The 17,328-nt window shown below is 66.8% G+C and carries 17 protein-coding genes; 8 read left to right on the top strand and 9 right to left on the bottom strand.

The window, feature by feature from the left end; translation table 11 throughout:
• The first annotated feature begins 6 nt into the window (after nucleotides 1-6).
• Nucleotides 7-492 (top strand): acyl-CoA thioesterase, encoded by a 486-nt coding sequence (locus ASE64_RS00815; RefSeq protein ID WP_055774592.1) that lies wholly within the window; start codon nucleotides 7-9, stop codon nucleotides 490-492.
• Here the strand turns inward: ASE64_RS00815 and ASE64_RS00810 are convergent.
• A complete protein-coding gene (locus tag ASE64_RS00810) occupies nucleotides 473-1,369 on the bottom strand; it encodes an acyl-CoA thioesterase (RefSeq protein WP_055774589.1) in 897 nt (298 codons plus the stop codon). The two genes, ASE64_RS00815 and ASE64_RS00810, sit on opposite strands and share 20 nt — an antisense overlap.
• 47 nt (nucleotides 1,370-1,416) lie before the next feature.
• Here ASE64_RS00810 and ASE64_RS00805 point away from each other — a divergent pair, with 47 nt between their 5' ends.
• Entirely contained in the window at nucleotides 1,417-2,073 is a 657-nt protein-coding gene (locus ASE64_RS00805; protein WP_055774585.1) for a hypothetical protein, read from the top strand.
• Nucleotides 2,074-2,108: 35 nt separating this feature from the next.
• Here the strand turns inward: ASE64_RS00805 and ASE64_RS00800 are convergent, their stop codons facing one another.
• The 4 genes from ASE64_RS00800 to pepN all read right to left on the bottom strand — a co-directional run bounded on the left by ASE64_RS00800 (nucleotide 2,109) and on the right by pepN (nucleotide 7,911).
• Complete coding sequence (locus ASE64_RS00800) at nucleotides 2,109-3,764, bottom strand: FAD-binding dehydrogenase (protein WP_055774583.1); 1,656 nt, start codon at nucleotides 3,762-3,764, stop codon at nucleotides 2,109-2,111.
• A gap of 43 nt (nucleotides 3,765-3,807) precedes the next feature.
• Nucleotides 3,808-4,251, bottom strand: a complete 444-nt coding sequence (locus ASE64_RS00795; protein WP_082465819.1) for a globin — start codon at nucleotides 4,249-4,251, stop codon at nucleotides 3,808-3,810.
• Between the two features lies 1 nt (nucleotide 4,252).
• Nucleotides 4,253-5,290, bottom strand: a complete 1,038-nt coding sequence (locus ASE64_RS00790) for a mechanosensitive ion channel family protein (protein WP_082465818.1) — start codon at nucleotides 5,288-5,290, stop codon at nucleotides 4,253-4,255.
• Between the two features lie 71 nt (nucleotides 5,291-5,361).
• The gene (pepN, locus tag ASE64_RS00785; protein ID WP_055774580.1) at nucleotides 5,362-7,911 is read right to left on the bottom strand and encodes an aminopeptidase N; all 2,550 of its coding nucleotides are present in this window, start codon (nucleotides 7,909-7,911) and stop codon (nucleotides 5,362-5,364) included.
• A gap of 111 nt (nucleotides 7,912-8,022) precedes the next feature.
• Between pepN and ASE64_RS00780 the strand changes: the two genes are divergently transcribed.
• The 4 genes from ASE64_RS00780 to ASE64_RS00765 are packed head-to-tail and all read left to right on the top strand — an operon-like array spanning nucleotide 8,023 to nucleotide 11,671.
• Nucleotides 8,023-8,514, top strand: a complete 492-nt coding sequence (locus tag ASE64_RS00780) for a ribose-5-phosphate isomerase (protein WP_055774577.1) — start codon at nucleotides 8,023-8,025, stop codon at nucleotides 8,512-8,514.
• A gap of 3 nt (nucleotides 8,515-8,517) precedes the next feature.
• Nucleotides 8,518-9,504, top strand: coding sequence for an Fpg/Nei family DNA glycosylase (locus ASE64_RS00775; RefSeq protein WP_055774573.1), 987 nt, complete (start codon nucleotides 8,518-8,520; stop codon nucleotides 9,502-9,504).
• Nucleotides 9,505-9,521: 17 nt separating this feature from the next.
• On the top strand, nucleotides 9,522-10,148 hold the full coding sequence (locus ASE64_RS00770) for an FMN-binding negative transcriptional regulator (RefSeq protein WP_055774570.1): 627 nt from the start codon (nucleotides 9,522-9,524) through the stop codon (nucleotides 10,146-10,148).
• Entirely contained in the window at nucleotides 10,145-11,671 is a 1,527-nt protein-coding gene (locus ASE64_RS00765) for an amidohydrolase (protein WP_055774567.1), read from the top strand. Before ASE64_RS00770 ends, ASE64_RS00765 begins: the two co-directional genes overlap by 4 nt.
• A 26-nt stretch (nucleotides 11,672-11,697) precedes the next feature.
• Here ASE64_RS00765 and ASE64_RS00760 read toward each other — a convergent pair whose 3' ends face one another.
• The 4 genes from ASE64_RS00760 to ASE64_RS00745 all read right to left on the bottom strand — a co-directional run bounded on the left by ASE64_RS00760 (nucleotide 11,698) and on the right by ASE64_RS00745 (nucleotide 15,071).
• Nucleotides 11,698-13,023, bottom strand: a complete 1,326-nt coding sequence (locus ASE64_RS00760) for an HNH endonuclease signature motif containing protein (RefSeq protein ID WP_055774564.1) — start codon at nucleotides 13,021-13,023, stop codon at nucleotides 11,698-11,700.
• A 231-nt stretch (nucleotides 13,024-13,254) separates the two neighbouring features.
• Nucleotides 13,255-13,536 (bottom strand): hypothetical protein, encoded by a 282-nt coding sequence (locus tag ASE64_RS00755; protein WP_055774560.1) that lies wholly within the window; start codon nucleotides 13,534-13,536, stop codon nucleotides 13,255-13,257.
• A gap of 9 nt (nucleotides 13,537-13,545) precedes the next feature.
• The gene (gene ppk2 / locus ASE64_RS00750; protein ID WP_055774557.1) at nucleotides 13,546-14,469 is read right to left on the bottom strand and encodes a polyphosphate kinase 2; all 924 of its coding nucleotides are present in this window, start codon (nucleotides 14,467-14,469) and stop codon (nucleotides 13,546-13,548) included.
• 113 nt (nucleotides 14,470-14,582) lie between these two features.
• Nucleotides 14,583-15,071: a Dps family protein gene (locus ASE64_RS00745; protein ID WP_055774554.1), complete on the bottom strand. Its 489-nt coding sequence runs from the start codon at nucleotides 15,069-15,071 to the stop codon at nucleotides 14,583-14,585.
• Between the two features lie 165 nt (nucleotides 15,072-15,236).
• Between ASE64_RS00745 and ASE64_RS00740 the strand changes: the two genes are divergently transcribed.
• Nucleotides 15,237-16,643 carry a sensor histidine kinase gene (locus ASE64_RS00740; RefSeq protein WP_235480443.1) on the top strand — a complete coding sequence of 469 codons (1,407 nt, stop codon included), beginning with the start codon at nucleotides 15,237-15,239 and terminating at the stop codon, nucleotides 16,641-16,643.
• A 4-nt stretch (nucleotides 16,644-16,647) separates the two neighbouring features.
• On the top strand, nucleotides 16,648-17,316 hold the full coding sequence (locus tag ASE64_RS00735) for a response regulator transcription factor (RefSeq protein WP_235480441.1): 669 nt from the start codon (nucleotides 16,648-16,650) through the stop codon (nucleotides 17,314-17,316).
• Nucleotides 17,317-17,328 lie beyond the last annotated feature (12 nt).

The following is a 17,328-nucleotide window of genomic DNA, read 5'->3' as shown; positions in this document are numbered from 1 at the left end:
GTCGCGATGCGCCTGCACGTTCCCATCCGCCTGCGCTGGTCCGATCTCGACGCCTACGGCCACGTCAACAACGCCGAGATGCTGCGCCTCCTCGAGGAGGCGCGCATCGAGGCGTTCTGGATGCCCGATCCGGGAGCGGCGGAGTCGGCAGCCGGGGGATCCACAGCGGTGCTTGACGGGCGCCCTGGCTCTGACACGTTGACACTGATCGCGCGGCAGGAGATCGAGTATCTCGCTCCCGTGCCGTATCTGAGGCAACCCGTCGACATCCAGCTCTGGATCGGCCGGCTCGGCGGGGCGAGTCTCGAGGTCTGCTACGAGGTGCGCAGTCCTGTCGGGGTCGAACCGAACGTGCTGTTCACGCGTGCGACGACGACGATCGTGCTGGTCGACGCGGCGACGCAGAGGCCGCGCCGCATCAACGACATCGAGCGCGCGGCGTGGGAGCCCTACCTCGACGCGCCCGTCGAATTCACGAAGCGCGCCCGCTAGGCGGAACCCGCACCATGCCCTCCTGAGCCACGCTGGCGAGCAGTAATCCGTCGCGCGAGTAGATGCGCCCCAGAGAGAGACCACGGCCTCCCTGGCCGCTCGGCGTCTCCTGAACGTAGAGGATCCATTCGTCGACCCGGCCGAACCGATGCCACCACATGGCGTGGTCGAGGCTGGCCGTCTTCAGCCCCGGGGTCACCCACGCGATACCGTGGCGGCGATAGATGGGTTCGAGGATCGTGTAGTCGCTGGCGTAGGCGAGCGCCGCGCGGTGCAGATTCGGGTCGTCCGGCAGGCTACCCAGGGTCTTCATCCACACGGCCTGGTGGCCCACGGGCTGCCCCTCGACAGAGAGGTAGATCGGCGAGTCGATGTGTCGCATGTCGAAGGGCCGCTCGTTCGCCCAGAAGCGCGCCACAGGGTGATCGATACCTTCCAGCCGCTCGGCCGTGCTCGGAATGTCTTCGGGAGCAGGGATCGACTCGGGCATGTCGATCTGGTGCTCGAGGCCGTCGTCCTCCGTCTGGAACGAGGCGATGAGCGACAGGATCGGCGTTCCATCCTGATAGGCCTGCGTGCGACGGGTGGCGAACGAGCGACCGTCGTGGATGCGATCGACGGCGAAGGTGATGGGCTTGTCGATGTTGCCGGGCCTCAAGAAGTAGCCGTGCATCGAGTGCACGATCCTGTCTTCGTCGACCGTGCGCATCGCCGCGGTGATCGATTGCGCGAGCACCTGACCGCCGAAGACGCGGCCCTGCGGCATCCACTGCGACGGGCCGGTGAAGATGTCCTCGTTCGTGCGGGCACCCGTGTCGGTGAGGTCCAACGCCGTGAGGAGCCCCTCCAATGGCGTAGCACGGATCTTCTCGGTCATGCTGCCTCCCATATTGGCGTTCCCAGTGAAGTAGTTTAGACAGCGAGATGGTTCAGTCATTCGCCCTTGTCGATTCGCCCTCGCTCGGCGACCTCAAAGTGTTCCTCGGCCGTTCGGCACGGCTCGATCAGGGCGGCGTGCGACTCATCGGAGGATCCGGCGTGCTCGCCGTGTACGCGCCGGTGCTGCACCCCCGCGGCCTCCTCGACAACGCGCCCACCGTGCTCGGCCTCCGCACGTTCGCGCTCGCCGAGAGTGCGTCGTTCGACGTCGTGGTCTCGGCGCGACAGCTTCTCGATCGCTTGGCTCTGCTCTCGGTGACCGTCAACCTCGACGACGGCCCGATCGGAGTGCTCATCCCGCCACCCGAATCGTCGCCGGCCTGGGTGGGCATCTCGCCGCCCCGCGGCGGGTGGACGGCTGCCGGCGAGGTCGCCGCGCCCGTGCTCGAGGCCGCCGCTCGCAACGGTGTGGCCGAGGTCGCCGCCGCCCTGCCGAAAGACGCCGGCGAGCAGCTCGTGCACAAGGTGCGTGCCGAGGTCTGGGGTCGCGCGATTCCGGATGTCGCTCCGCCGATTCCCGCGGGCGTCGGTCTCGCCGCCGACAGCCTCGGCTTCCTGCGCACCGACGAGCCCGCTCGCATCCTCGTCTCGGGCGCCTGGACCCGCGTCTCGACCCGACGCGGCCACGTCCTCACGAGGTGACCCGCCTCACGAGGTGACCCGGCTCACGAGATGACTCAGAGCTGGGACGCGACGGCGCGCCCGGCAGCTCGGCCCGAGAAGAGGCAGCCGCCGAGGAACGTCCCCTCGAGCGAGCGGTACCCGTGCATGCCCCCGCCGCCGAACCCGCTCGCCTCGCCCGCCGCGTAGAGGCCGGCGATCGCCCGGCCCTGCGCATCCAAGGCCTGACCGAGCAGATTCGTCTCGATGCCGCCGAGGCTCTTTCGCGTGAGAGTGTGCAGTCTCACGGCGATGAGAGGTCCGGCTTTCGGATCGAGCAGGCGATGAGGGCTGGTGACGCGGATGAGCTTGTCGCCCCGATATCGTCGGGCTCCGCGGATCGCGGTGAGTTGCGCATCCTTCGTGAAGTTGTTCGCGACCTCTCGGTCGCGCGCCAACACCTCGCTCTCGACCAGACCCGCGTCGAGCACACCGGTCGGTGACAGCCTCTGCATCGACTCGATCAGTTCGGGAAGAGTCGCGGCGACCGCGAAGTCGACGCCCCTCTTCTTGAAGGCCTCGACGGGCCCAGGGGCTCCGGGAGCCACTCGCTTCGCGAGCAGCCGCAGATCCTTGCCGGTGAGGTCGGGGTTCTGCTCGCTTCCCGACAGGGCGAATTCCTTCTCGATGATGTTCTGAGTGAGCACGAACCAGCTGTGGTCGTATCCGGTCGTTCGCAGGTACTCGAGGGTGCCGAGCGTATCGAACCCGGGAAAGAGAGGCACGGGGAGGCGGCGCCCGGTCGCGTCGAGCCACAGAGACGACGGGCCGGGCAGAATCCGGATGCCGTGCGACGGCCAGACGGGATCCCAGTTGGTGATTCCCTCGGTGTAATGCCACATGCGGTCGCCGTTGATGAGGTGAGCGCCGACGTTCTCCGAGATCGCGAGCATCCGCCCGTCGACATGGGCGGGAACGCCGGAGAGCATCGTCGCCGGGGGAGTGCCGAGGCGTTCCGGCCAGTTCGTGCGTACGAGATCGTGGTTGCCGCCGATGCCGCCGCTGGTCACGATGACGGCCTCGGCCTCCAGCTCGAAGTCGCCGACCACGTCGCGCGAGCTGGATGAGCCCCGCACCGCGTCGTCGTCGGCCAGGATGGCGCCGCGAACCCCGACGACCGACCCGTCTCGCGTGACGAGCTCGTCGACGCGGTGCCGGTGCAGCATCGTGACCAGGCCCCGGGCGATCCCCTCGTGGAGTATGCGAACGAAGGGAGCCAGCACTCCTGGCCCCGTGCCCCAGACGATGTGAAAACGGGGCACGCTGTTCCCGTGGCCGTTGGCCGTGTAGCCGCCGCGCTCCGCCCACCCGACCACGGGAAAGAACCGCACGCCCAGGCTGTGCAGCCAGGCGCGTTTCTCGCCGGCGGCGAAGTCGAGGTAGGCCTCGGCCCAGCGCCTCGGCCAGGCATCCTCCTCGCGGTCGAAGCCCGCGCTCCCGAACCAGTCCTGGCGCGCCAACTCGGGCGAGTCATGCACGCCGAGGCGACGCTGCTCGGGGGAGTCGACGAGAAAGAGCCCGCCGAACGACCACCACGCCTGTCCGCCGAGCGAGGCCGCGGGTTCCTGCTCGACGATGGTGACGTGACGGCCCGCCCCGATGAGTTCGGACGCAGCGACGAGGCCGGCCAGCCCCGCACCCACGATGATCGCTCCGGTGCTGTTCGATGACATCAAGACTCCTTCGTCTCTCATGCTCCGGCGCGGAACCGCCCGGCTACTCCTCGAAGGTGTTCACCATCGCATGGGCCGCCCTGTCGAGGTATCCCCAGAGCGTAGCGTCCTGCAGCGGAGGAAGCTCAAGAGTGTCGACCGCTGCCCGCATGTGGGTCAGCCATCGGTCGCGAGCATCCGGGTTCACTTTGAAAGGCATGTGGCGCATGCGCAGCCTCGGGTGGCCGCGTTCTTCGCTGTAGGTACCCGGACCGCCCCAGTACTGCTCGAGGAAGCCCGTGAGGCGCTGGATGGCACCCTCGTGGTCTTCCTCGGGGTACATCTCGACGAGCACGGGGTCGGTTGCGACTCCGTCGTAGAAGGCGCGTACGAGCTTCTCGAAGGTGGCTCGCCCCCCGACCTCGTCGTAGAACGATCGGGCGAGGGCGGAGTCGCCGTTCTGCGTGACACGCAAAGTGATCGGCGACGGCTCAGAGGGGATCGACATGTCAGCTATCCGTCTTCTTGGGGGCCCGAGGAGGTCGAGGCCCCGTCTCTCCGGACTTGGTGGTGTTCTCATCGACGCTGGTGGTGAGGGGAACCGGTTTGGTCTTCGGCGTGCGAGCTCCGGACACACTGGCGGCGCCTTCGAAGCCCGAGAGCACGATGCTGTTGAGGGCGGGCAGCCGCACATCCATCTCGTCGAGTGCTCGTTTTAAGCGCATCCGCAGTTCGCGGGCGACCGTGTCTTTCGACGAGGTGCGGGTCTTGACGACGAGCCGGATCACGAGGGCCTCGGCCGAGATCGACTCCAACCCCCAGATCTCCGGCTTCTCCATGATGAGGCTGCGGTACTTGGGGTTGGACGCGAGGGCCGTGGCGGTCTCGAGCATCTTCTTCTGCACCTCGTCGACATCGGTGTCGTAGGGCACGGCGAGGTCGATGATGACGCGCGCCCAGCCCTGAGACATGTTGCCCACGCGCAGGATCTCTCCGTTGCGCACGAACCAGAGGGTTCCGTTCACATCGCGCACCTGCGTGACGCGGATGCCCACGGCCTCCACGACACCCGTGGCCGGACCGAGATCGACGACATCACCGACCCCGAGCTGGTCCTCCATCACCATGAACAGGCCGTTCAGCACGTCCTTGACGATGTTCTGCGCACCGAATCCGAGTCCGGCACCGAGGGCCGCCGTCAGGATCGCGAGCGAGCCGATGATGTTCGGATCGATCGTGGTGACGACGAGAATCAGCGTGACGACGACCACGGTCACGTTGACGATATTCGTCAGCACGGTTCCGAGGGTGCGGGTGCGCTGCACGACCCGCACCGCGGCCAGAGGCGACGCGATGAGAGCCTGCGTGTCCTGCACGTTCTGCTTCTTCTTGACGCCGGAGACGACCTGCTGCACGACGCGTTTGATCACGAAGATCATCAGCGCGCGTATCGCGAAAGCGAGCGCGATGATGATCACGATGTTGATCGGTTTGCCCCACACGACCATGAAGTCGTTGAAGCCGGCCCAGAATGCGTTCCAATCCATATTCACGTCACTCTATCGATGGCGTCTCAGTACCGGCTGAAGGGCACCCCACTCGAGGTGCCCTTCAGCTCTCAGTCCGCGTCGCGCGCCTGTGCCGCGATCGCACGATCGACGCCGGCCAGGTTCTCGACGACGAGGCGGCGCAGCGCCGGGGGCTGCTCCACGTTCGCATCGAGCCACGCCTGGGTCGCGTCGCGCAACTCCTGGTTCGCCAGCGCTGCCGGGTACAGACCGGTGATCAGCGACGACGAGATGCCGTAACTGCGGGTCTCCCAGACGCTGACCAGGGCGTCGAAGTACTTGGCCACGAACGGCTCGAGGAGCGCCGTGTCGTGAGCGCGCTGGAAGCCGAGGGTCGTGGCGCGCACGATGGCGTTCGGAGCCTCGTCGGTGTCGATGAGTGAGGCCCAGGCGGCGTTCTTGCCTTCCGCCGTGGGGATCGCGGCCGAGGCGTGAGCGGCCGACTGAGCACCGGATGCCGTGTTGTCGTTCTCGAGAGCCTGATCGATCTCGGTCTGGCCGGCCTTGCCTCCGGCGACGAGCGCGATCAGCAGCTCCCAGCGCAGATCGGTGTCGATCTCGAGGCCGTCGAGTGCAACCTCGCCATTGCGCAGCTGGGCGACGGTCGCCAGCTGATCCTCGGTCGAAGCCAGGGCGGCGAAGAAGCGCACGAACTGGAACTGCGCGTCACTTCCCGCCTCGGCGGCCTGGGCGAGCGACCACAGCTCGTCGGCTGCGACCTCGATGACCTCGCCCCGAGCATCCGGAGCAATGTAGCTCGTGCTGGTGAGCACGAGCTGATTCAGCGCGGTGCGCAGCGTGGTGCTCTCGGTCTCGGTCGCGACGTTGCCCAGCACCAGGCGCACGAAGTCGCGTCCCCGTGTCTCGGCGTCGCGGGTCGAGTCCCAGGCGGATCCCCACAGAATGGCGCGGGCGAGCGGGCTCGTCACAGCGGCGAGGCTCTCGGCGGCGACAGCCAGCGACGCCTCGTCGAGGCGCACCTTGGCGTAGGCCAGGTCGTCGTCGTTGAGCAGAACGAGGTCGGGGCGACGCTCGCCGACGAGTTCGCCGACCTCCGTGCGCTCGCCGTCGACGTCGAGTTCGACCCGCTTCGTGCGCACGAGCGCATCGCCGTCGAAGGAGTAGAAACCGATCGCGAGACGGTGCGGCCTGATCGTGGGGTATTCGGCGATCGCCGTCTGCAGCACGGAGAACGACGTGATCGTGCCGTTCTCGTCTGTCGTGATCTCGGGGCGCAGCGTGTTGACGCCGGCGGTCTCGAGCCACAGCTTCGACCACTCGCCGAGGTCGCGGCCGCTCGTGGCCTCGAGCTCGGTCAGCAGGTCGACGAGCTCGGTGTTGCCGAACGCGTGGGCGTCGAAGTAACGGGCCACACCGGCCATGAACTCGGTCTGACCGACCCAAGCCACGAGCTGCTTCAGTACCGATGCGCCCTTGGCGTAGGTGATGCCGTCGAAGTTGACCTGCACGTCTTCGAGGTCGTTGATGGTCGCCACGATGGGGTGGGTCGAGGGCAGCTGGTCCTGACGGTAGGCCCAGCTCTTCTCGGTCGAGGCGAACGTGGCCCAGGCCTCGGTCCACTCGGTCGCGTCGGCGGTGGCCAGCGTCGACATGTACTCCGCGAACGACTCGTTGAGCCACAGGTCGTTCCACCAGCGCATGGTGACGAGGTCGCCGAACCACATGTGGGCGAGCTCGTGCAGCACGGTGACGACCCGGCGCTCGCGCACGGCGTCGGTGACCTTGGATCGGAAGACGTAGGTCTCGGTGAAGGTGACCGCACCGGCGTTCTCCATCGCGCCCGCGTTGAACTCGGGCACGAAGAGCTGGTCGTACTTGTCGAACGGGTAGGGGTAGGCGAACTGCGTCTCGTAGAACTCGAAGCCCTGGCGGGTCTTCTCGAAGATGTAGTCGGCGTCCATGTACTGCGAGAGCGAGGCGCGCGAGAAGACGCCGAGGGGGATAACACGGCCGTCGCTCGACGTCAGCTCGCTGCGCTCCACCACGTAGGGGCCCGCGATGAGGGCCGTGATGTACGACGAGATGCGGGGCGTGGGCTCGAAGGCCCAGGTCGCGGAGTCGGTTCCCTCGACGGCGACGGGCTCGGGGGTCGGCTGGTTCGACACCATCTGCCAGTAGGCGGGTGCGGTGACGGTGAAGGCGAACGTGGCCTTGAGGTCAGGCTGCTCGAACACCGCGAACATGCGGCGCGAGTCGGGCACCTCGAACTGGCTGTAGAGGTAGACCTCGCCGTCGACGGGATCGACGAAGCGGTGCAGGCCCTCGCCGGTGTTGGTGTATTCGGCGTCGGCGTCGATGACGAGCACGTTGTCGTCGGCCAGATCGTCGAGCTGGATGCGCACGCCGTCGTTCACGGCAGAGACATCGAGCGACCGGTCGTTCAGCGTGACCGAGTGCACCGAGCGCGTGATGGCGTCGATGAAGGTCGACGCGCCTGCGGTGGCGCTGAAGCGGACGGTCGTCGTCGACCGGAACGTCTCGGCACCCTGGGTGAGGTCGAGGACCACGTCGTAGCTCGAGACGCTGACGATGGCGGCGCGTTCCTGCGCTTCGACGCGGGTGAGGTTTTCTCCAGGCACTGGTGACTTCTTTCGTACTCGTGTGAGTTCTGGGCGCGCGGGCTCGTGGCCCGCCGCGCGTGACCGTACCAGCCTATCTGCGCCACCGCCCGGCCTCAGTAAACTCATCCCATGCGCATCCATATCGCCACGGATCATGCCGGGCTCGATTTCTCCCAGACCATCCAGGAGCACCTCGCATCCCTCGGGCATGACGTGATCGACCACGGACCGACGAGCTACGACCCCATCGACGACTACCCCTCGTTCTGCATCAATGCGGCTCAGGCCGTCGTGCGCGACCAGCAGGCCGGCATCCAGGCTCTTGGTGTGGTCTTCGGCGGCTCGGGCAACGGCGAGCAGATCGCGGCGAACAAGGTCACCGGCGTGCGCGCAGCGCTTGTCTGGAACCACTCGACAGCCGTGCTCGCCCGGCAGCACAACGACGCCAACGTCATCTCGATCGGCGCGCGCCAGCACACCGTCGACGAGGCCATGAGCCTGATCGACGCCTTCGTGGCCGAACCCTTCTCGCTCGAAGAGAGGCACGTGCGGCGTATCGCGCAGCTCGCGGAGTACGAGGCCACGGGCGCCATCGCCGGGCACGTCGTCGACCCGGCCTGAGTCATGCCCGAGGGACATTCCGTACATCGCATCACCCGCCAATTCGCGCGCAACTTCGTGGGTCGCCGCATCGAATCCTGGTCTCCGCAGGGCCGTTTCGCCGAGGGTGCCGCCATTCTCGATGGGCGCACGATGACCGACGCGAAGGCCGTCGGCAAACAGATGTTCCTGGAGTTCGACGGCGAGGTCTGGCTGCGCGTGCATCTCGGCATCTACGGCGCCTGGGACTTCGCGGGAGACATCACACGCGACGACACCATTGCGGCGGCGAGCGGCCGCATGGGTCAGACGAACCAACGCGGAACTATCGTCGACGCCGATGGCGAGGACTCCCTCTCGAGCATCGGCGCTCCACGACGGGCCCGGCTCCGCATGTCGGAGCAGGAGCAGCTCGGCGACGAGATCACCGAATGGCCTCCCGCGCCGGTGGGTGCGGTGCGCGTGCGCCTGCTGACCGACACTGCCGTGGCCGACCTGCGCGGGCCGACCGCGTGCGAGATTCTGGATGCGGCCCAGGTCGCCGCGGTGATTGCGAAGGCCGGGCCGGATCCGCTTCTCGAGACCACGGCGAAGGCCCGCCGTGCGGCCGAAGACCGTTTCGCTGCCGCCGTGCGCAAGAAGCCGACGCCGATCGGGCTGTTGCTCATGGACCAGTCGGTCGTGAGCGGCATCGGTAACGTCTACCGAGCGGAGCTGCTATTCCGCGCCCGCCTCAACCCGCACACGCCGGGAAAGCTCGTGCCGGAGGACACTGTTCGCGAGCTCTGGAAGGACTGGACGAAACTCCTCACCATCGGCGTCGAGACCGGTCAGATGATGACGATGGACAAGCTCTCCAAGGCCGACTACGACAAGGCGCTCGCGAAACGCGAAGACCGGCACTGGGTCTACAAGCGCGACGGTCTTCCGTGTCGCGTCTGCGGCACGAACATCGTGCTCGAGATCATGGGTGGCAGAAAACTGTACTGGTGCCCGAAAGATCAGGCGTGACATGAGACAGGCGTGACATGAGAAAGACACCCGCATTCGTCCTCGACGACGAGGCAGAGTTGCGACGGCTCATCGAGCTGAACCCGTGGATCACGCTCGTCAGCCACACCTCGAAGGGGCTCGTCGCGTCGCACTACGCCGTGCTTCTCGATGACAGCCGTGACGAGCTCGCCATCGTCGGACACGTCGGGCGACCCGATGAGCGCGTGCACGAACTCGGTCAGCATGAGGTGATGGTCGTCGTGCAGGGCCCCCACGGTTACATCTCGCCGTCGTGGTACGGCGCCGATCCGGCTGTTCCCACGTGGAACTTCACTTCCGCACACCTGTCGGGCGTTCCCGAGATCCTCGACGCCGACGAGAATCTGCGCGTACTCGATCGACTCGTCGCGCACTTCGAGACGCACGTCGACGAGCCTCGGCTCATGCGTGGAACAGCCGAGAACTCCGCCTTCGCCGACGCGATCAGCGCGGGCACCGTGGGATTCCGTCTCGTGCCGACGCGCATCGAGGCGAAGACCAAACTGAGTCAGAACAAGCCGGAGGCGACGGTGGATCGAATCATCTCCGAGCTCGAGGGTGACGGGCCGTATGCGAGCGAAGCGCTCGCGGCCGAGATGCGACGCGTACGGGGAGAGAAATGACCGAATCGGTGCTGTTGACAGGAGCCCGGCTGCCCGGCGGAGGGACGGCCGAGGTGAGCCTCGTCGACGGGCGCATCGAGTCGGTCTCCACGGCCGGCGGAGGTTCTCTCGCCGCGTCACGCGATGCGGCGACGCAGATCGTCGACCTCGATGGTCGCTACCTGATTCCGGGCCTGTGGGACAAGCACGTTCACGCCACCCAGTGGGCGCTGGTGTCGCGCCGCCTCGATCTTTCGGCCGCGGCGTCTGCGGCGGATGCCGTGGGCATCGTGGCAGAGCGGCTTCGACGGGCGAGCGCGTCGCACGACGAGTCGGCGGACATCGCGAGCGACACGGATGCCGGGCCGTTGGTCGGCTACGGGTTCCGCGACGGACTCTGGCCGGACGCTCCGCACCGCGGGTTGCTCGATGCCGTGACCGGGGCGCGGCCCGTCATCCTCGTGAGTGCCGACCTGCACTGCTGCTGGTTGAATTCCGCCGCGCTCGCACAGCACGGCCAAGCCGAGCATCCCACGGGGCTGCTGCGCGAAGACGACTGCTTCGCCGTGACCCGCACCCTCGGCGACGTCGAGACGGACACCCTGGATGGTTGGGTGCGCGACGCGGCCCGTGCCGCCGCGGCTCGAGGTGTCGTCGGTGTCGTCGATCTCGAGATGTCGTGGAACGTCGAGGACTGGACCCGTCGCATTCGATCGGGCTCGACCGAACTGCGTGTTCGATTCGGAATCTACCCGCAGCACCTCGACCGGGCCATCGACGCGGGCCTCGTCACCGGTGCTCTCATCGCGGGCACGCATGGTCTGCTGCAGGTGGGGCCGTTCAAGGTGATCACCGACGGGTCGCTCAACACCCGCACCGCGTACTGTTTCGACGAGTACCCCGGATTGGAGGGACTGGCCCACTCCCGCGGTCAGCTCAACGTTCCCTATGATGAGCTCGTTCCGATGCTCCGCCAGGCCAGCCAGGCGGGCCTCGTTCCCGCCGTGCACGCGATCGGCGATCACGCCAACACGCTCGCTCTCGATGCGTTCGAACGACTCGGCGTGGGCGGGAGCATCGAGCACGCTCAGCTCATCGCCGAGGTCGACGTCGAACGCTTCGCCCGCCTCGGTGTCGTCGCCGGGGTGCAACCCGAACACGCCATGGACGACCGCGACGTCGCCGACAAGTACTGGCCCGGTCGCACCGGCCGCGCGTTCGCGCTCGCATCACTGCTCGAGTCCGGAGCCGAACTCGCCCTGGGTTCGGACGCGCCCGTCGCGCCGCTCGACCCCTGGATCACGATCGCGGCCGCCGTTGCACGCACGGGTGATGAGCGCGCACCGTGGCACCCCGAGCAGTCCATCTCGGTGGAGGAGGCCCTGTTCGCCTCCGCCGACGGACGTCGCGCACTCGAGCCGGGCGGCCCCGCCGACATCGCCGTTCTCGAGGTCGACCCTCTGTCGGCCAGTACCGAAGAACTGCGTCGGATGCCCGTGGCCGCGACACTGCTCGCAGGGCGCTTCACGCACAACGCACTCTGAATCGGCGCGCGACAAGACCGGGACGTTTAGAAGGGGCAGTCGGCCAGGCCGTGCTCCTGCTCTGTTGAGCCGGCCACCGTGCCGGTTGCGGCTGCTCTTGTCGCTGTGGCGTCGATGAGCGCTCGTGGTGCGGGTCTCATCCTGCCCTCCGGCTGAATCACGTAGCGGTAGCCCGCGGGCGAGGTGGCGGTGAGGGTGTCGTCTCCGTTCTGTGTGATCTGCCACCTGGTGTGGTGCTTCACCGTGTGATGGCCCTGACTCAGCGGTGCCAGGTTCTCCGGAGTCGTGTGACCACCCAAAGCATGATCTTCGGTGTGATCGATGTCGGCCCGTTCCGACGGAACAGTGCACCCCGGGAACACACACGTCGGGTGCACCAACCGCGCATGGTCGATCATGCGTGCTGTCGGCCGGTAGTCGCGGGGATCGGTCGTGAGGATGCGTCCGGTGACGGGGTCGGTGAGGATGCGCCTCCATGAGGTCGCCTTCGCCGTCAACTGCGCCGCGGTCGCCGGGTCGATCGGTCCGTAGCCCCGAAGGATCGCAGCCTCCTCTCCGATGCCGAGGATGGTCATCGCGGGAACCATCACATGAACCCTGCCCCGGACGCCCCGGGTAGCGCCCGGAATCGAGGTCTCACCGTTGAGCATGAGGTCGGTGAGGACATCGAGTTTCAGGTGTCCCATGCTGCGCGGGTCACTGTCTGCCCTGAGCCCAGCAGCGAGGCGTGCCGCCCGATCGGCGATCGCGTGGATCTCCGGTGCGGGTGCGAACAGCGTCAGATAGGCCATGCCATCGGCTGCCGGGTCGACATAGATGCGCCGGGTGGCCGCTGCTTTCTCTGCCCGCTCCACCGCCGTCGACGGTTGGGCCAGTTCAACCTGGGCTCTCGCTTTGCGGTCGAGCTGTTTCGGGTTCACCTCTGTCGCCAGTGCCGCGAGCCGGGTGTCGTACGACACCAGCGCCTCGTCCTCGAGGCCGTCGACGTGTTTCGCGATGACCTCGGCGTGCTCCCACGACAACGCGCCCGCAGTGACTGCGGCCAGCGTTGCGGGCAGCAGGTCGACCAGCGCGGTACTGGTGTCGACGAGCGTCGCGGCCCGGTACTCCGTTCGGCGAGTGAGCTGCGCCAGTTCCGTGACGAGCTCGACCCGTTCGACCCGAGCCGTCGACCACACGGGACCGCCCGTCGAAGTATCGGATGGCGCCTGGCTGTGCAGGTGATTTTTCGCGTCGGTGACGCGTCTGGCCCTATCGGCAGACAGTCGGGCTATCTGCCTGTCGAGGGCGGCGACCTCCTCGAGCGCGACCACGTACGGGTCGGGCTCCAGGAGCGGGGTGATAAGTGACATACGAGAAGTCAAACAGCACCCACCGACACTGAGTCGATTCGCGCATTCAATGCTTGATCAGCGCATTTCACTGTGGATGACTTCCGAAAGGCGCGCCCTGTGGAGGAGTGGTCGGCGCGGAAAATGGCCTCGGCCCGGGGCGCTCGTTCCTCGCGACCGCTACTCGACCAGCGTGTCGGGGAAGCGCCTACGACGTACGAGGGAGCAGTGCAGAAACCGCCAGTGCTGAGATCAGCGGCGGGTCACCAGTGACCAGGCGGCGCGGCGCAGCTCGGGATAATCGAACGCGATGCCGCGCAGGATCTCGAAGTTCGACTGGTGCGGCTCACCGGGAAGGCGAGCCTCAACGTGAGCGGTGCGCAGACCGATGACCACGCACTGATCGACCGTGGGCAGCTCGGGAAGGAAGTCCCACGGATCCTCGCCCTCGCGGCAGCGGGCTTCGATGCCGGCATCGAGCACATCGCGGGCCTCCTGCCGGAGCTGCGACAGAGCGAGTAGATCTTTTTCCACCCGACAAGGCTACGTGACGATCGTGGCGTTCTCCCCGCGCTCGTAGATTCGAGCGGCCGAGCCGACGATGTTCTCATCGGGCTGCCCGACGATCTCATGGTCTTTGTTGTCGTAGTCGAACAGGCTCAGCACGTGGCGCATGGCCTCGAGTCGAGCACGCTTCTTGTCGTTGCTCTTCACGACCGTCCAGGGCGCGTTCGACGTGTCGGTGTGGGCGAACATGGCCTCTTTCGCCGCCGTGTAGTCGCCCCACTTGTCGAGCGACGCGATATCCATGGGCGACAGCTTCCACTGCCGTACGGGGTCGACCTGACGAATTGCGAAGCGCGTGCGCTGTTCGTCTGCCGAGACCGAGAACCAGAACTTGACCAGGTCGATGCCATCGCCGACGAGCATCTCCTCGAACCTCGGCGTCTGGCGCATGAACTCGTCGTACTGGGCGGGAGTGCAGAACCCCATTACGCGCTCGACACCGGCGCGGTTGTACCAGGAGCGATCGAAGAGCACGATCTCGCCCGAGGCGGGAAGGTGCTGCACGTAGCGCTGGAAGTACCACTGCCCGCTCTCTCGCTCAGACGGCTTCTCGAGGGCGACCGTTCGGGCGCCGCGCGGGTTCAGATGCTCGGTGAATCGCTTGATCGTTCCGCCCTTGCCGGCGGCGTCGCGGCCCTCGAAGACCACGACGAGGCGACGGTTGGATTTCTTGATCCAGTTCTGGAGCTTGAGCAACTCGATCTGCAGCAGTCGTTTCGAGAGCTCGTACTCGTTCCTATCCATGCGCTCGGCATAGGGATACCCCTCGCGCCAGGTATCGACGCGGGTGCCGTCTCGCGAGATGAGTACGGGATCGTCGTCGTCCTCATCGAACACCGTGTAGCCCGAGACGTCGTCGAGATCGGGCGGGAGTGCGTAGTGGCTCACGAGCTGCGTCATAGGGCCTGACGCTAGCCGCCGGAGGCATCCGGTCGGTGGCCGTGGGGTGGACGCCGGGTTAACCACGACGGCCCTCCGGTGGATCCACCGGAGGGCCGTCGTTCGAGCTGTGATTACTCGGCGATGTGCGCCGCGAGGAACCAGCGCGACTTCTCGAGGCCGCGGGCGATCTCGAGAACGACGTCCTGGCTGGTGAGGTCGATGTCGTTGAGCTCGGTGATGGCCTTGCGGATGCCCACCAGCGTGGCGTCGATCTGTGCGACCATCGCGGCGATCATGTACTCCGAGCGCTGAAAACCGGGCTCCATGGTGGGGATGACAGTCTTGGCGGCGACGGTCTCGATACGAGCGTCGAGCGGAAGACCGAGGGCGACGACGCGCTCGGCGGCGAGGTCGGCCCAGTCCTGGGCGTGGCTCACGACGTTGTCGAGCAGCTCGTGAACGCCGATGAAGTTGGCGCCGCGCACGTGCCAGTGCGCCTGCTTGCCGTTGATGGCGAGGGCCTGGAGGTCGACGACGATCGGGGCGAGGAACTGGGCCGTAGCGGCAGCGACGTCGGGGCTCGTCGAGCTGGTGGGAACGGTGACGGTGGTGTTGGTCATTGTGTGACTCCTATCGTGTCTGACTCGTCTAACCGTACTCAGCACAGTTTGTTCCGCAAGCAAGCTGAGGCTGGGCTAACCCAGCCCTGACCGGGGGTTAACCCCCGGCCGATATCGGATGCTCGTCGTATGTCGACGAGGCGGTGTGACGGTCAGGGTTGAGGCATGACAACACAGACGCTCGACATGACACACCAGCTGGACTCTGCCACGCTTGACACGATGATCCACTCGGACGGCGCAGCACCGGTGCAGAATCGCCTCCGTCGACGGTGGGCGAGGGTGCCCCGCGAACTCGGATTCCTCCTCGCCACGCTTCCCGTGGTGACGATCGCGTTCATCGCCCTCGTGACCCTCTTCTCTCTGGGTGCGTCGACCGTCGTTCTGGTCGGAGGATTCTTCGTGCTGGCCGCCGCCATGGTGACGGCTCGCTGGTTCGGCGCGGTCGAGCTCGTTCGTCTCGAAGCTGCGGGGATGCCACCCATCGCGCGGCCCACGTGGAACCTCCCGCGCCGCCCCGGCATCCTGGGCTGGCTCAAGCGGTACCTGGGCGACGGGCACTACTGGCTGTACCTCCTGCACGGAGGAGTCGTGAACTTCGCGGTGGGAGTCGCGACGTGGTGCGTGGCGATCACCTGGCTCGTGACCGGCCTCGGCGGTGTGAGCTTCGGCATCTGGTCACGATTCCTGCCCCCGCACGAAGCAGGCAACCTCTGGATCAACAAGGTCGTCATCGAATTCGTCGTGCCCGGCACGCAACTCGGAAACGACCCCGATGTTCTTCAGCGCAACGAGACGATCCTCTACCTCATACTCGGTCTCGCGATGCTTGCGACGCTGCCGTTCGTGACCCGAGGCCTCGTCAGAATCCACCACGGAATCGCCCGCGGCATGCTCGGTCGATTCGCCTCTGACGACCTCAAACGCGAGGTCGCCGCCCTGGGCGCGTCTCGCGATGCGGCCGTCTCGGCCGAGGACCACAGTCTGCGCCGCCTCGAGCGAGACATCCACGACGGACCGCAGCAGCGACTCGTGCGCCTCCAATTCGACCTGGCCAGCGCCGAGCGCGCCCTCGACTCCGATCCTGCCACCGCCAGAGCCCTGCTCGAAGGAGCCAGGGAGCAGTCGCGAGACACGCTCGAGGAACTCCGCGAGTTGTCTCGAGGCTTCGCACCGCCCCTGCTGCAGGATCGCGGCCTGGCTGCCGCCCTCGAGTCGCTCGCCGTGCGCAGCACCGTGCCCACGAGCATCCGGCTGTCGTTGGGCGAAACGGAGATCGCGCCCGAGGTGGAGCGCAGCGTCTACTTCATCGCTGCCGAGCTTCTGGCGAACGTCGCGAAGCACGCCGCGGCGACGATGGCCACAGTGTCGGCATCGGTCCGCGAATCGGATGCCGGTGAGCGCGTGCTCGAGCTGACCGTCTTCGACGACGGCGTCGGAAAGGCGGCGGAGACCGCGGGCCACGGACTGGCGGGACTCGCCGAGAGGGTGAGCGGGTTGCGCGGAGAACTCACGATCACCTCACCCGAGGGCGGACCGACGATGATCGCGACTCGCATCCCCCTATCCTGAAGACGTGAGTGATCGAGACGAGAAGCGCACCATCCGTCTCGTTCTCGCTGAGGACTCCCTCCTGCTGCGCGAGGGTCTCGTGCGGCTCTTCGCAGAGGCAGGGTTCGAGACGCTGGCCGCCTATGGCGACGCCGAGTCGCTGCTGGCCGACATCGCGGCGGTGCGCCCCGACGTGGCCATTCTCGATGTTCGGATGCCGCCGACCTATCGCGACGAGGGTGTGCGTGCGGCGCTCGATCTGCGCAGACGGCATCCGGAGATCGGCATCCTGCTGCTGAGTCAATACGTCGAGGAGACCTACGCGGTCGAGCTCCTGGCGGCCGGCGAGAGCGGCATCGGGTACCTGCTGAAAGATCGGCTGGTGTCGCTCGACGAACTGCAGGATGCCGTGGCCCGCATCGCCGACGGCGGCACGGTGCTCGACGAGCAGGTCGTGCGGCATCTGCTCAGTCGGCGTCGCGACCCGCTGTCGACCCTCACAGCACGGGAGCGCGACGTGATCGCTCTGATGGCCGAGGGCCGAACGAATGCGGGCATCGCCGCCCAGCTCGTCGTGGGAACCGGGGCCGTCGAGAAGCACGTCTCGAGCATCTTCTCGAAGCTGGGCCTCGACGACTCCGGCACCGATCATCGTCGCGTTCTGGCCGTGCTCGCGTGGTTGAGAGCGTCCTGACACCACCGGCCT

It is taken from the genome of Agreia sp. Leaf210, assembly GCF_001421485.1.
Classification (GTDB): domain Bacteria; phylum Actinomycetota; class Actinomycetes; order Actinomycetales; family Microbacteriaceae; genus Agreia.
Note: the sequence above shows the minus strand (reverse complement) of the source record. Positions and strands in the feature narration are given on the sequence as shown.

What these genes read in the sequence shown, in the direction of transcription:
- ASE64_RS00815 (WP_055774592.1), top strand. Translation starts at nt 7, where the DNA reads ATGCGCCTGCACGTTCCCATCCGCCTGCGCTGGTCCGATCTCGACGCC.
- ASE64_RS00810 (WP_055774589.1), bottom strand. Translation starts at nt 1,369, where the DNA reads ATGACCGAGAAGATCCGTGCTACGCCATTGGAGGGGCTCCTCACGGCG.
- ASE64_RS00805 (WP_055774585.1), top strand. Translation starts at nt 1,417, where the DNA reads ATGGTTCAGTCATTCGCCCTTGTCGATTCGCCCTCGCTCGGCGACCTC.
- ASE64_RS00800 (WP_055774583.1), bottom strand. Translation starts at nt 3,764, where the DNA reads ATGTCATCGAACAGCACCGGAGCGATCATCGTGGGTGCGGGGCTGGCC.
- ASE64_RS00795 (WP_082465819.1), bottom strand. Translation starts at nt 4,251, where the DNA reads ATGTCGATCCCCTCTGAGCCGTCGCCGATCACTTTGCGTGTCACGCAG.
- ASE64_RS00790 (WP_082465818.1), bottom strand. Translation starts at nt 5,290, where the DNA reads ATGGATTGGAACGCATTCTGGGCCGGCTTCAACGACTTCATGGTCGTG.
- ASE64_RS00780 (WP_055774577.1), top strand. Translation starts at nt 8,023, where the DNA reads ATGCGCATCCATATCGCCACGGATCATGCCGGGCTCGATTTCTCCCAG.
- ASE64_RS00775 (WP_055774573.1), top strand. Translation starts at nt 8,518, where the DNA reads ATGCCCGAGGGACATTCCGTACATCGCATCACCCGCCAATTCGCGCGC.
- ASE64_RS00770 (WP_055774570.1), top strand. Translation starts at nt 9,522, where the DNA reads ATGAGAAAGACACCCGCATTCGTCCTCGACGACGAGGCAGAGTTGCGA.
- ASE64_RS00765 (WP_055774567.1), top strand. Translation starts at nt 10,145, where the DNA reads ATGACCGAATCGGTGCTGTTGACAGGAGCCCGGCTGCCCGGCGGAGGG.
- ASE64_RS00760 (WP_055774564.1), bottom strand. Translation starts at nt 13,023, where the DNA reads ATGTCACTTATCACCCCGCTCCTGGAGCCCGACCCGTACGTGGTCGCG.
- ppk2 (WP_055774557.1), bottom strand. Translation starts at nt 14,469, where the DNA reads ATGACGCAGCTCGTGAGCCACTACGCACTCCCGCCCGATCTCGACGAC.
- ASE64_RS00745 (WP_055774554.1), bottom strand. Translation starts at nt 15,071, where the DNA reads ATGACCAACACCACCGTCACCGTTCCCACCAGCTCGACGAGCCCCGAC.
- ASE64_RS00740 (WP_235480443.1), top strand. Translation starts at nt 15,237, where the DNA reads ATGACAACACAGACGCTCGACATGACACACCAGCTGGACTCTGCCACG.